This window comes from Pseudoroseomonas cervicalis ATCC 49957, assembly GCF_000164635.1.
GTDB classification, from domain to species: domain Bacteria; phylum Pseudomonadota; class Alphaproteobacteria; order Acetobacterales; family Acetobacteraceae; genus Pseudoroseomonas; species Pseudoroseomonas cervicalis.
Genome location: NZ_GG770777.1, coordinates 766,163 through 778,645, shown reverse-complemented (window position 1 = coordinate 778,645; position 12,483 = coordinate 766,163). Strand labels below are relative to the sequence as shown.

Sequence of the window (12,483 nt, the reverse complement as noted above, 5' to 3'; positions counted from 1 at the left end):
CCTCGCGCATGCGCTCCAGCCGGGCGCGCTCGGCCTCGCTCGCCGGGTAGGCCGCGGCCTCCTCCGGGCTCGGCAGCGGCGGGTAGATGCCGCGGTCGCGCGACAGGCGCCACACCGCGCGGGAGGAGAACAGCCGCGCCGCCTCGGCCTCGGTCGGCGCGCAGAGGGCGAAGACGGCCAGCGCCGCATGCGGGGCGGGAAGCCGGCCGGCCTCGGCACGGAAGCGCGCCTGGTAGGTGGCGATCGCCTCCTCGGCGCCGGCGCCATCGGTGATGAAATGCGCGAAGCAATAGGGCAGGCCCAGCCAGGCGGCGAGCTGCGCGCCGTAATCCGAGCTGCCGAGCAGCCAGGGCTCGGGCCGCGTCGGCACCTCGGGCTGGGCGCGGATGGCGGCGAAGGGGTGGTCCACCGGCAGCCCGTCGCCGAGCCAGCCCAGCAGTTCCTGCACCTGCGCCGGGAAACGGTCCTCCGTCATGCGCGCGGCGGCCGGGTTCAGCGCATAGGCGGTGCGCCCGTCGCTGCCCGGCGCCCGGCCAAGGCCGAGATCGATCCGCCCGGGCGCGATCGCCTCCAGCACGCGGAACTGCTCGGCCACTTTCAGCGCCGAGTAGTGTGGCAGCATCACCCCGGCCGAGCCCACGCGGATGCGCTCCGTGGTGGCGGCGATGGCGGCGATCAGGATCTCCGGCGCGCTGCCGGCATGGCTCTGGCTGTTGTGGTGCTCGGCCAGCCAGTAGCGGGCATAGCCCAGCCGGTCGGCCAGCTGGGCCAGCGCCAGGGTCTCGCGGATCGCCGCGTCGGCGCCGCGCCCGCTGGCGATGGTGGATTGGTCGAGGATGGAGAGCGCGAGGGCCATGCCGGCAGCCTACACCAGAGTGGGGGCGTCGCCAGGGGGGAGGAGCCGGCGCCGGTCGGCAGGAAAGTAACGCAGCTGTGATGCGCCATTTGGCAGTGCTTCGGAAAAGCTGGACCCCTTCCATCACGGGCTCCGACGATGCTGTTCGCCTTCTGTGGCTCCTCCAGCGTGCGCCAGTTCCAGCGCGAATTTGCCGGCAATTTCTCGGTCACTGCCTTTTCGAGCGCCACCCTCAAGGGGCTGATGCAGAAGAATTCCGGCATCGGCCATGGCAAGGTGATCCGCCACATCGCCCGCACGCCGCAGCGGAAGGCGCTGTTCCTGATGCTGGGCAACGCCGATCTGGATTTCAGCTACTACCGCGATTTCTGCGAGAATATGCGGATTGACGAGGCGGATTTCTTCGGCAGCCGCGTCACCATCTACAATGCCTTCCTCGAGCATATCCTGAACGACGATCTGCAGGCACAGAGCATCGCGGTGATCGGCGTGCTGGCACCGCAGCTCTGCCCGCTGCGCGACGAGGTCTTCCCCGCCGCCATCGCCGCCCATACCGGGGTCGAGGAGGCGCGGATGCGCGAGGCGGCGGCGCATCTCGACCTGTCGCATGCGGCGCGGATCGACCGCACGCTGCGCTTCAACGACCTGCTGGAGGCCCGGCTGCTGCGCCATCCGAAGCTGCGGTTGCACCGCATCGACCGGATGATGCTGGATGGCGAGGGCAAGCTGGCCGCGCCCTTCTTCCCCGCTCAGCCGCGTGAGCATCATGCCGCCAAGGCCGAGACCTTCCGCTGCTGGCGGGAGCTCCTGGCCGAGCATGTGCCGCAATACGCGCCGCGCAAGCCGGCGGTGGCGGCCTGACGGCGCTCAGCCGGGGTGGCGCTGCGCCACCCCGTCCAGCGGGCCTTCCACCAGCCAGTCCGCGCCCTCGGCGCGGGCGAAATCGGGGCCCAGCGGCGCCTTGCCGGCGCCGCCCGGCAGGTCCAGCACATAGGCGGGCCAGGCCAGGCCGGTGAGGGTGCCGCGCAGCGCGCGCAGGATGGCGCGGCCCTGCTCGATCGGCACCTCGAAGCGGGCGGTGCCGGGGGCGCGGTCCAGCTGGTGCAGGTAATAGGGCTTCACCTGCGCCGCCAGCATGGCGCGGAACAGCGCGGCCAGGGCGTCCGCGCTGTCATTCACCCCGCGCAGCAGCACCGACTGGCCGAGCAGCGCCACCCCCGCCCGGCGCAGCCGGGTCAGCGCCGTGCGCGCCCCGGCCGAAAATTCGCGGGCGTGGTTGGCGTGTACGCACAGGAAAAGAGCCTTGTCGGTGGCGGCCAGGGTGTCGGCCAGCGCCGCGGTGACCCGCTCCGGCGCCGCGACCGGCACGCGCGTGTGCAGCCGGATGATGTCGAGATGCGGGATGGAAGAGAGCCGCGCCAGGATATGCGCCAGCCGCCGCGGCGAGAGCATCAGAGGGTCGCCGCCGGTCAGGATGGCCTCGCGCACCTGCGGCGTGCGGGCGAACCAGTCCAGCGCCGCCTCCAGCTCCGGCTCGGAGAGCAGGCCGCCATCGGGGCCCACCACCTCGCGCCGGAAGCAGAAGCGGCAATAGACCGGGCAGGCCAGCAGCGGCTTCAGCAGCGCCCGGTCGGGGTAGCGGTGCACCACGCCCTTGACCGGGGTGAAGGGCGCGTCGCTGGTCGGGTCGCTGCGCTCGCGCGGCAGCGTCACCAGCTCGGCCGGGTCGGGGACATATTGCCGGGCGATCGGGTCGGCCGGGTCGGCGCGGTCGATCAGCGCCTGCACCGCCGGCGTCAGCGCGATGGCATAGACCTGCTGCAACGCCTCCAGCGCCGGCTGCGCGGAGGCGGGGGCCAGCCCGGCCTCGACCAGCGCGGCGGCGTCGCGCAGGGTGCGGGGCTTCAAGCGGGGCGTTCCGTCGGGCATGGTCGCGCGCTTACGCCCGGAGAGCCCCGCGCCGCAATGCCCGATCCGACCCCGCATGGCACCGATACCCCAGGCGAGGCCGCCTTGCCGCCTTGGCACCCCGCCCGGCTGGCGGCGCGCCTGCCGCATCTGCGCGCCCGCGCCCGGCTGATGGCCGAGACCCGCCGCTTCTTCTCGGAGCGCGGCTATACCGAGGTGGAGACGCCCTGCCTGGTGCCGGCGCCGGGCATGGAGGTGCATCTGGCCGCCTTCCGTAGCGAGTTCCGCCCGATGCTGGGGGAGGGCGGCTTCCCGCTCTGGCTGCGCACCTCGCCCGAGCTGTCGATCAAGCGGCTGCTGGCCGGCGGCGCGGGGCCGGTCTTCGAGTTGGCCCGCGTCTGGCGCAATGGCGAGGTCAGCCCGCGCCACGCCCCCGAATTCACCATGCTGGAATGGTACCGCCCCGGCGCCGACCTGGACTCGCTGATGGCCGAGACCGAGGCCTATCTGCGCGCCCTGCTGCCGCCGCGCGTGACCTGGGACGGGGTGGAGACCGACCTGACCCGGCCCTTCGAACGCCTGACCGTCGCCGACGCCTTCTTCCGGTTCTGCGGCGGCCTCGACATCCTGGCCACCGAGGGCGACACGGCCGCGCTGCACGCCGCCGCCCGCGCCGCCGGCTTCACCCCGCGCGACAGCGAGAACTGGGAGGATCTTTTTTTCAGATTGCTGCTGGAGCGGGTGGAGCCGCAACTCGGGCGGGATCGGGCGACCTTCCTCACCCATTGGCCGGCGCCCCAGGCGGCGCTGGCGCGGCGCGACCCGGCCGATCCGCGCGCGGCGCTGCGCTTCGAGCTGTTCGTCGCCGGGATCGAGCTGGCCAATGCCTTCGACGAGCTGACCGACGCCGCCGAGCAGGCCACGCGCTTCGCCCAGGATGTCGCCGAGCGCGAGCGGCTCTATGGCGAGGGCTGGCCGGTGGACGAGGATTTCCTGGCGGCGCTGCGCCACGGCATGCCGGCGACGGCGGGCATCGCGCTGGGCTTCGACCGGCTGGTGCTGCTGGCGACGGGGGCGGCGAGTGTCGCGGAGACGCTGTGGCTGGGCGGGTTTCCCTACGAGTGAGGCGCCTTGAGGGGGCTTTGCCCCCTCAAACTCCCCCAGCAGGGGACAGGGTCCCCTGCACCCGCCATCCGTGGGTCAGGGTACCAGCGCCTCGACATTCAGCGGCCGCCACTGGCCGCCGGTGAGGATCTCGCTGGGGCGGAAGCGGGCCTTGTAGGCCATCTTGCGGCTCTGCGGCACCCAGTAGCCCAGATAGACATAGGGCAGGCCGAGGGTCACGGCGCGCTCGACCAGCCAGAGCACGGTGTGGGTGCCGAGGGAGCGCTTTTCCGCCTCGGGGTCGTAGAAGGAATAGACGGCGGAGAGGCCGTCGCTCAGCCAGTCGGTCAGGCAGGCGCCGTAGAGGCGGCCGCCGGCGTCGCGGAACTCGATCAGCCCGGTGGTGATCGGCGTGTCCTCGACCATGGCGCGGTAGTCGTAGAAGCCCATGGCCGCCATGTCGCCATCCTGGTGGCGGGCGCGCTGGTAGCGCTGGAAGAGCGCGAATTGCTCGGCGGTGGCGCGGGCCGGCACCGTCTCGCCCACCAGATCGGCATTGCCGCGGGCGATGCGGCGCTGGGTGCGGTCGGGCTGGAAGCGGGCCGCGTCGATGCGGATCGGGATGCAGGCGTGGCAGCCCGGGCAGACCGGCGAATAGGCGATGTTGTGGCTGCGGCGGAAGCCGGCGCGGGAGAGGCGGTCGTGCAGCGGCTCGGCCTCGGGCCCGGTCAGTTCTGTGACGATCTTGCGTTCCGTCCGGCCCGCCAGATAGGGGCAGGGGAGGGGCGCGGTCGTGTAGAAGAATTGTGGGCGGCGGGCGGAACGGTGGAGCATCGCTTTGGCCTAGTTTCCCTGCCCAACGCGCCCGACGCAATGCCGTTCCAGCATGCTTTCTGATGGCGGGGTCCGGGGGGACCCTGTCCCCCCGGCGGGAGGGTCCGGGAGGGCGGAGCCCTCCCGAAGGCTAGCGCGGCGCCAGCACCAGCCTTGGGCTGCCGGCCGCATCCCCCACCGCGCCGAGCCGCAGCAGCAATTCCCCATTCTCCGCCTGCCCGGCCCAGAGCCGCAGCTGGTCCCCCCAATGGCGGGAGAGCGGGTTGCCCGACTGGCCGCTGCCGATCACCGCCCAGATGCCATCGGGCGAGGCGAGGTCGGCCACCAGCCGCAGCCCCGGCCCATGCACATGGGCGAAGCCGGAGCCGGCCATGCCGCCGCGATTGACCGTGTGCTCGTCGCCCGGGCTGGCGATGACCAGCCCGGTCAGGTCGCGCAGGAGGGGGACGAAGCGCAGCAGCGGGTGCTCGAAGCGCGCCTGATGGGCGTTGCCCCAGCGCCAGGCGGTGGGGTCGGGGCCGTGGGCCTGGCTGAGCTGCTCGACCGCCTGACGCAGGGCGGTGGCGATCAGCGCGTGGCAGGCGCCGCCCTCGGCGAAGGGGGCGGTGGCGGGGGCGGGGCCTTCCTGGGCCGGGCGGCACCAATGGGCGCCGCGCCCATCGGGGGAGAGCACGAAGCGCAGGAATTCGCCGGTGGCGGGCCAGGCGCCCTCCGGCACGCCGCCATTGGCCAGCGCCAGCCGCGCCGCGATCGGCCACCAGGCGTTGAAGATCAGCGGCTGCGGGCGGTCGATGGCCATCTCGCCGTCCCAGGAAAGCAGCAGGTCGCGTGCCACCCCGGCCGGGCCCTGCGGGCGGGTGATGCCGCGCAGGGCGGGCAGCATCTCGCGCGCGAAGAGGCTGACGGCATCGCGCTGGATCACCGCCATGTCGCCGGCATCGTGGCGCGGGCGCTGGGCCAGCAGATCGTGGATGCGCTGGAAGCGCCAATCGCCATACCAGTCGCGGCCGAGGAAGGGCGCATCGCCCTCGCGCGGCTGCATGCGGTTGTTGGCGTTGACCAGCACGCCGCCGGCCGGGTTCTCGGCATGCGGCAGGGCGTCGAAGGGGACGAAGCCGGTCCAGTCATGGCTGCCATCCCAGCCCGGGGCGGGCAGGCTGCCATCGCCGGCGCGGCGGATCGGGGTGCGGCCGGTCAGGTAGAGCGCGATGCCGCCGGCAGCCTCGGCCACCATCAGGTTCTGCGGCGGCGAGGTGATGAGCGCGGCGGCGGCGCGCGCCTCCGCCAGCGTGCGGGCGCGGTTCAGCGCCAGCAGCCCGGCGGCGGCGGTGTCGCCCGGCTCCAGATTGGCCATGCGCACCGCCAGCACCATGCCGGCGGGGGCGCCCTGCGGCTCCAGGTCGCTGATCACCGGGCCGTGCCGCGTCTCGCGCACGCGCAGCGTCTGCGGCTCCTGGCCGCGGATGCGGATGATCTCCTCGCGCGTGTTGAAGGGGCGCGGGCCGTCCGGCGTCTCATAGCCATCCGCGCCGGAGAGCCGCTCCAGGAACAGATCCTGGGTGTCGGAATGGGTGGTGGTGAAGCCCCAGGCCAGCGATTCATTGCGCCCGATCACCAGCATCGGCACGCCGGGGGAGGTGGCGCCGGCCAGGAAGCGCCCCTCCGGCAACTCGATGCGGGCGAGATACCACAGGATCGGCGCGCCGAAGCCCAGATGCGGGTCGGAGGCCAGCAGCGCCGCCTGGCTCTCCGAGCGCGCCGGCGCCACCGCCCAGGCGTTGGAGGCGATGCTGGGCAGCGGCGCGTCCTGCGGGAAGCGCGGCACCTGCGCCGCCAGCCGGTCCAGCCAGTGGGCGTCGAGCAGGGCGTGGCGGTCGGGCAGGCCGGCGCTGTCATCCTGCGGCCAGAGCTCGGCCAGGCGCTCGGGCGGGAGGCGCGCGGCAAGACGGCCGCGATCCAGCTCGGTGCGCCAGTTGTTGGACAGCCACAGCCCCATGGTCTTGGCCCAGAGCAGGGAATGCCAGGGCTCCCAGCGCTCCGGCGCGCCGAGCAGGATGAATTCCGGCGCCGCCAGCATGCCGCGCGCCTCGATCCAGGCATTCACCCCGCCGGCATAGGCCTCCAGCACGGCGCGGGCCTCCTCCGGCAGGGAAGCGTAGTCGGCCTCCGCCCGCTGGCGCAGGCCGAGGGTGCGGGTCATGCGGTCGAGGCGCAGCGCGGCGGGGCCGGCGATCTCGGCCAGCCGGCCGGAGGCGTTGCGGCGCATCAGCTCCATCTGGAACATGCGGTCGCGCGCATGCAGCCAGCCCAGCGCCCGCGCCGCGTCCCGCTCATTGGCGGCGGTGATGCGGGGGATGCCATGCGCATCCTCGGCGATGCTGATCTCGGCCGAGAGGCCGGGCAGGGCGATGCGCCCCTCCCGCACCGGCAGGCTGGCCCAGAGCAGGCCGCCGATGCCGGCCACCACCAGCACCAGAAGAATCGTGGCGGTGATCAGGCCACGGGCGAGGAAGCGGCGCAGCCGGCCGGGGCGTTTCTGCATGCCCTTGATCTAGGACGAAAGCGCGCTGGCGGGCAGCCTGTTCCGCATGACATCTTCGGCGGAGGGGAGGGCCGCATGCAGCGCGAGGCCGCCGAGGCCAGGGGCCGCCGGGCCGAGGAGAAGGTGGCGGCGCGGCTGGCGGCCGAAGGCTGGGCCGTGCTGGCGCGGCGCCACCGCGCGCCGGGCGGCGAGATCGACCTGATCGCCGAGCGCGAGGGGCTGCTGGCCTTCATCGAGGTGAAGGCGCGGCCGAGCCTGGCCGAGGCGGCGCTCTCCCTCTCGGCCCGGCAGCGGGCGCGGCTGCTGGCCGGGGCGGAGCATTGGCTGGCCCTGCATCCCGGCCATGGCGCGGCGGGCATGCGCTTCGATGTCATCCTGGTCGACGCAAGCGGCGCGATGCGGCGCATCGCCGACGCCTTCCGGATCGAGGGCTGAGTCCTACATTCATGAAGGAATTTTCATGAAGGAGAGGTCCATGCCCTTGTCCCGCCGCCGCGCCCTGCCGGCGCTGCTGCTCTCCGGCCTGATGCTGGCCGGCGCCGCCCTGCCTGTCCTGGCCGCGCCGCCGCCGCCGAATGCCAGGCCGCTCTCGGAGATCCTTCGCATCATCGAGCAGCGCGACGGCGTGGTGTATTTCGACGAGGTCGAGTGGGACAGCGACGGCTATTGGGAGGTCGAATACTATACGCGCGACGGCGCCAAGCGGGAGATCCGCGTCGACCCGGTGAGCGGCGAGACGCTGCGCCGCTGAACTGTGCCGCTGGGCCCTCAGGGCACCAGCCGCACCGCGGAGATGATCACCACCGCCTGGGCATAGGGGTATTCGTCGGTCATGGTCAGGCTGACCTGGGCGCCGAAGCCCATCGGCGTGATGGCGTCCAGCCGCTTGGCGGCCCCCCCGGTCAGCCGCAGCGAGGGCTGGCCGGTGGAGAGGTTGACCACGCCGAGATCGCGCCAGAACACGCCCTGGCGGAAGCCGGTGCCGAGCGCCTTGCTGGCCGCCTCCTTCGCCGCGTAGCGCTTGGCATAGGTGGCGGCGCGCAGCTTCTCGGTGCGGCTGTCGGCCTTGCGGCGTTCCAGCGGCGTGAAGATGCGCTGCAGGAAGCGCTCGCCATGCCGCTCCAGCACCCGCTCGATGCGGCGAATGTCCACGATGTCGTTGCCGAGGCCGATGATCATGTGCGGGCGGGGTCCATCCAGCGAGGCCGTCAGGCCTTGCTGCGCTCCACCTGGATGATGCCCGGGCAGGCGCGCAACGCGGCGATGACGTTGGAGAGGTGGCGCAGATCCGTCACCTCGAGATCGACCAGCACCTCGGCATAGTCCGGGGCGCGGTGGGCGAAGCGGAGATTGTGCAGCTTGCCCTGCTGCTTGGCGATGACGACGGTCATCGCGGCGATGGCGGCATCCTCATTGGCCGTCACCACCTCCAGCCGGCCGAGATGCGCGCCGCCGGAGCCGGCCTCGTAATCCCAGTCGACATCGATGAAGCGCTCCGGCGTCGCCGCCAGGGCTTCGAGGTTGTGGCAGTCGCTCTTGTGGATGGTGACGCCGCGCCCGGTCGAGACGATGCCGACGATGCGGTCGCCGGGCACGGGATGGCAGCAGCCGGCGAACTGCACCGCCATGCCGGCGACCAGGCCGGTGATGCCATGGCTGGCCTCGCGCCGCCGCTCGGTGCGCACGGTGGTGGCGCCGGGCTTGCCGCGGGCACGGGTCAGCGGCAGCGGGTCCATCGGCCGCGGCGGGCCGCGCAGCTCGGGGAAGGCGGCGTGCAGCACCTCGCGGGCCGAGAGGTTGCCATTGCCGACGGCGACGCACAGCTCCTCGAAGCCCGGCTGCTTCAGCGCCTTCAGCGCCGGCTCGACCAGCTTCTCGGAGAAGTCGATGCCCTCCTGGCGGAAGGCCTTGGCGATGGCGCTGCGGCCCTGCTCCTGGAACTCGCTCCGCTGCCGCGCCATGGCGAAGCGCTTGATGCGCGCCTTGGCCTTGCCGGTGACGACGAAGCGTTCCCAGGCCGGGTTCGGCGTGCCGCCGCGGGCGGTGATGATCTCGACCTGGTCGCCATTCTCCAGCCGGTGGCGGAGCGGCACGATGCGGCCATTGATCTTGGCGCCGACACAGGCATCGCCCACCTGGCTGTGCACCTGGTAGGCGAAATCGACCGGCGTGGAGCCGCGCGGCAGGGCGATCAAATCGCCCTTCGGCGTGAAGCAGAAGACCTGGTCCTGGTGCAAAGCGAGCTTGGTGTGCTCCAGGAACTCGCCCGGCTCTGCGGCGGATTCCAGGATCTCCAGCAACTCGCGCACCCAGGGGTAGCGGCGCTGGCTGGGGGCGGGGGCGGCGCTGCCCTCCTGCTTGTACATCCAGTGCGCGGCGACACCGTATTCGGCGATCTCGTGCATGTCCGGCGTGCGGATCTGCACCTCGATCTTGGCGTTGCGCCGCTCCGGCACGGTGACGCCGGTGTGCAGCGACTGGTAGCCATTCGGCTTGGGCGTCGAGATGTAGTCCTTGAACCGCCCGGGGACCACGCGATAGGCCGAGTGGATGGCGCCGAGCGCCGCGTAGCAATTCGCCTTGTCGGTGGTCACCACGCGGAAGGCCATGATGTCCGAGAGCTGCTCGAACTCGACCTTCTTCTCGTACATCTTCATCCAGATCGAGTAGGGCGATTTCTCGCGCCCCGTCACCTCGACCACCGGCACCTCGGCCGCCGCCAGCCGCGCCTTCAGGTCGGTGGCGATCTCGTCGATCAGGTCGGCGCCCTGACCGCGCAGGAAGGCCAGCCGCGCGGTGATGGTCTGGTAGGCGTCCGGCTGCAATTCGCGGAAGGCCAGCGATTGCAGCTCGCTCTTCACCGCGTCCATGCCGATGCGCTCGGCCAGGGGCGCGTAGATCTCCATCGTCTCGCGGGCGACGCGGGCGCGGCTTTCCGGCTTCGGCTTGAAATGCAGCGTCCGCATGTTGTGCAGCCGGTCGGCCAGCTTGACCAGCAGCACGCGGATGTCCTCGCTCATGGCGAGGACCAGTTTGCGGAAATTCTCCGCCTGCTTGGTGCGCTCCGATTGCAGTTCCAGCCGCGTCAGCTTGGTGACGCCATCCACCAGCCGGGCGATGTCGGCGCCGAAGCGCTTCTCCAGCTCGCCCAGGGAGTAGCTGGTGTCCTCGACGACATCGTGCAGCAGGGCGGTGGCGATGGTCGCGGTGTCCAGCCGGTAGCCGGCCAGGATGCCGGCGACCGCCAGCGGATGGGTGATGTAGGGGTCGCCATTCTCGCGCGACTGCGAGGCATGGGCGGTGGCGGCGAGATTGTAGGCCGCCTCGATCAGCGCCATGTCGGCGCGCGGATCATAGGCCGCGACGCGGCGGGCCAGCTCGGTGCCGGGCGTCTCGATGGCGGGGGGCGGCGGAGGGGTGCTGGGGGTGGGCGTGGCCACCCCCTCGGGCGCGCGGGGCGCCGGGGTCAAGTCAGGCCCGGCGCCGGGTTTCAAGCGCGCCCCCGGCTCAGCGGCGGCCGCCGCCGCCGAGCTCGGCGGCGATCGCCGCCTCGATGTCGTCGGGCGAGAGGTCCTCGAGCCCGGCGCCCTCGGGCGCGGCATCGTCGCTGACATCCATCACGCCGAAGATGTTCTCGTCGGTGGCGATGAGGTCGATCACCTCCTCCTCCACCGGCTCCGGCTCCGGCGCGCGCAGCAGGGACTTGATCAGGTCCTGCTCCAGCCCGTCCAGGCTCACCGTCTCATCGGCGATCTCGCGCAGCGCAACGACCGGGTTCTTGTCGTTGTCGCGGTCGAGGGTCAGCTCCTCGCCGCGGCTGATGTTGCGGGCGCGCTGCGCGGCGAGCAGGACCAGCTCGAAGCGGTTCGGGATCTTCAGGATGCAGTCTTCGACCGTGACGCGGGCCATGGGGGAGGCCTCCAACTCGATGCCGTGCGGAACCTGTCAGATAGCCACCGCACCTGCGAAAGGCAAGGCATATGGGGGCGAGGCGGGTTTGCAAGGGTGGGGGAAGCATCTTCTTTTTCTGAAGAAAAAGAACTTTTTTCAGGCTGCCGCCGTCTCCCGGTGAAGCGGGACGCCAGACAGACAAAAGTTTTTTGGTTCTTTTTTCCAAAAAAGAACCCTTACTTGCTGATTTTCCTCATCCCTGCTTCCGGCAATTCCGCCAGCAATGCCTCGACACTCTGCCCGAGACGCGGATGCACCCAGCCCGGCGCGACTTCCGACAAAGGCTGCAGCACGAAGCGCCGCAGATGCGCGCGCGGATGCGGCAGGATCGGGTCCGGCGATTCTCGCACCGTCTCGCCCATGGCGATGATGTCGAGGTCCAGCGTGCGCGGCGCGTTGGGATAGGGCCGTTCCCGCCCCGCCGCATCCTCGATCGCCTGCAGCGCCGCCAGCAGCGCGGCCGGGTCCAGAGTGCCTTCGCAGCGGGCCACGCCATTGACATACCAGGGCGCGCCGGGGCTGGGCGGCTCGGGCGCCGTCTCCCACCAGGCGGACACCGCCGCGACACGCAGCCCGGGGATGCGGCGCATCGCCTCCACCGCCGCCTCGCAGCTGGCGCGCGGGGCGGCGCCGTCCCGCCCCGGCAGGTTGGCGCCGAGCGCGATCAGGATCATCCCTTGCCGCCGAATTCCGGGGACAGGCGCAGCGCGTCGGTGGTGTCGAAATCGCGCAGCACGGCGTCGTCGGCCATCTCCACCTCATGCACCCGGTCGGCATATTTGCCGGCCAGGTGGCGGGCGCCGACATCGCCGGTGATCTGCAGCATCTCGGGGATGAATTCCCGCGCCCAGAGCATCGGGTTGCCCTGCTTGCCGCGGAAGGTCGGCATGACAATGGCGCGGCCTTCCTCCGGGTCGAAGGCGGCCATCAGCCGGTCCAGCATGGCGCCGGTGACCAGCGGCATGTCGCCCAGGCAGACGATGACACCCTCGGCCTCCGGCGGCAGGGCGGCCAGCCCCGCCTTCAGCGAGCCGGAGAGGCCCTGGTTGTAATCCTCGGTCTGGGCGAACAGCACCGGGCGGCCGGACAGCGCCTCCTCCACCCGCTCGCGCTCATAGCCGGTGACGACCACGACCGGGCGGGCGCGGCTGTCCAGCACATTGGCGACGACGCGGGCGACCATCGGCATGCCCTTCTGGTCGGTCACCATCAGCTTGTTCAAGGGCGCCATGCGGCGGGAACGGCCGGCGGCCAGCACCAGCGCCGCCACCTGGCGCGGCCGGCGCGG

Annotated in this window: 13 protein-coding genes; 4 read left to right on the top strand and 9 right to left on the bottom strand. The window is 71.8% G+C overall.

The genetic code is table 11. The features are described 5' to 3' along the window. The coding region (locus tag HMPREF0731_RS03355; RefSeq protein ID WP_007002608.1) for an LLM class flavin-dependent oxidoreductase at window positions 1–856 on the bottom strand (856 nt) is incomplete at its 3' end. 138 nt (window positions 857–994) lie between these two features. Between HMPREF0731_RS03355 and HMPREF0731_RS03350 the strand changes: the two genes are divergently transcribed. Next, window positions 995–1,717: a hypothetical protein gene (locus HMPREF0731_RS03350; protein WP_007002607.1), complete on the top strand. Its 723-nt coding sequence runs from the start codon at window positions 995–997 to the stop codon at window positions 1,715–1,717. 6 nt (window positions 1,718–1,723) lie between these two features. On the opposite strand, the gene HMPREF0731_RS03345 is transcribed toward HMPREF0731_RS03350, so the two are convergent. After that, window positions 1,724–2,785, bottom strand: coding sequence for a lysine-2,3-aminomutase-like protein (locus HMPREF0731_RS03345; RefSeq protein ID WP_040611890.1), 1,062 nt, complete (start codon window positions 2,783–2,785; stop codon window positions 1,724–1,726). Between the two features lie 36 nt (window positions 2,786–2,821). Between HMPREF0731_RS03345 and epmA the strand changes: the two genes are divergently transcribed. Beyond that, complete coding sequence (gene epmA, locus HMPREF0731_RS03340) at window positions 2,822–3,889, top strand: EF-P lysine aminoacylase EpmA (protein ID WP_083854429.1); 1,068 nt, start codon at window positions 2,822–2,824, stop codon at window positions 3,887–3,889. Window positions 3,890–3,964: 75 nt separating this feature from the next. Here epmA and HMPREF0731_RS03335 read toward each other — a convergent pair whose 3' ends face one another. Further along, window positions 3,965–4,702 carry an arginyltransferase gene (locus HMPREF0731_RS03335; protein ID WP_007002605.1) on the bottom strand — a complete coding sequence of 246 codons (738 nt, stop codon included), beginning with the start codon at window positions 4,700–4,702 and terminating at the stop codon, window positions 3,965–3,967. Between the two features lie 130 nt (window positions 4,703–4,832). Continuing rightward, window positions 4,833–7,244, bottom strand: coding sequence for a penicillin acylase family protein (locus HMPREF0731_RS03330; RefSeq protein ID WP_007002604.1), 2,412 nt, complete (start codon window positions 7,242–7,244; stop codon window positions 4,833–4,835). Between the two features lie 75 nt (window positions 7,245–7,319). Between HMPREF0731_RS03330 and HMPREF0731_RS03325 the strand changes: the two genes are divergently transcribed. Together HMPREF0731_RS03325 and HMPREF0731_RS03320 are read left to right on the top strand one after the other, a co-directional pair. After that, a complete protein-coding gene (locus HMPREF0731_RS03325) occupies window positions 7,320–7,679 on the top strand; it encodes a YraN family protein (protein ID WP_007002603.1) in 360 nt (119 codons plus the stop codon). Window positions 7,680–7,719: 40 nt separating this feature from the next. Beyond that, window positions 7,720–7,995, top strand: a complete 276-nt coding sequence (locus HMPREF0731_RS03320; RefSeq protein WP_040611889.1) for a PepSY domain-containing protein — start codon at window positions 7,720–7,722, stop codon at window positions 7,993–7,995. A gap of 17 nt (window positions 7,996–8,012) precedes the next feature. Here the strand turns inward: HMPREF0731_RS03320 and acpS are convergent, their stop codons facing one another. The 5 genes from acpS to HMPREF0731_RS03295 all read right to left on the bottom strand — a co-directional run. Next, window positions 8,013–8,423, bottom strand: a complete 411-nt coding sequence (acpS, locus tag HMPREF0731_RS03315) for a holo-ACP synthase (RefSeq protein ID WP_007002601.1) — start codon at window positions 8,421–8,423, stop codon at window positions 8,013–8,015. Window positions 8,424–8,452: 29 nt separating this feature from the next. Beyond that, entirely contained in the window at window positions 8,453–10,714 is a 2,262-nt protein-coding gene (locus tag HMPREF0731_RS03310) for a RelA/SpoT family protein (RefSeq protein WP_007002600.1), read from the bottom strand. A 37-nt stretch (window positions 10,715–10,751) separates the two neighbouring features. Then, window positions 10,752–11,153 (bottom strand): DNA-directed RNA polymerase subunit omega, encoded by a 402-nt coding sequence (gene rpoZ, locus HMPREF0731_RS03305; RefSeq protein ID WP_007002599.1) that lies wholly within the window; start codon window positions 11,151–11,153, stop codon window positions 10,752–10,754. A gap of 218 nt (window positions 11,154–11,371) precedes the next feature. Further along, window positions 11,372–11,869 carry a 2-amino-4-hydroxy-6-hydroxymethyldihydropteridine diphosphokinase gene (folK, locus tag HMPREF0731_RS03300; RefSeq protein ID WP_007002598.1) on the bottom strand — a complete coding sequence of 166 codons (498 nt, stop codon included), beginning with the start codon at window positions 11,867–11,869 and terminating at the stop codon, window positions 11,372–11,374. Beyond that, the coding region (locus tag HMPREF0731_RS03295) for a nucleotidyltransferase family protein (protein WP_007002597.1) at window positions 11,866–12,483 on the bottom strand (618 nt) is incomplete at its 5' end. The genes folK and HMPREF0731_RS03295, both read right to left, overlap by 4 nt.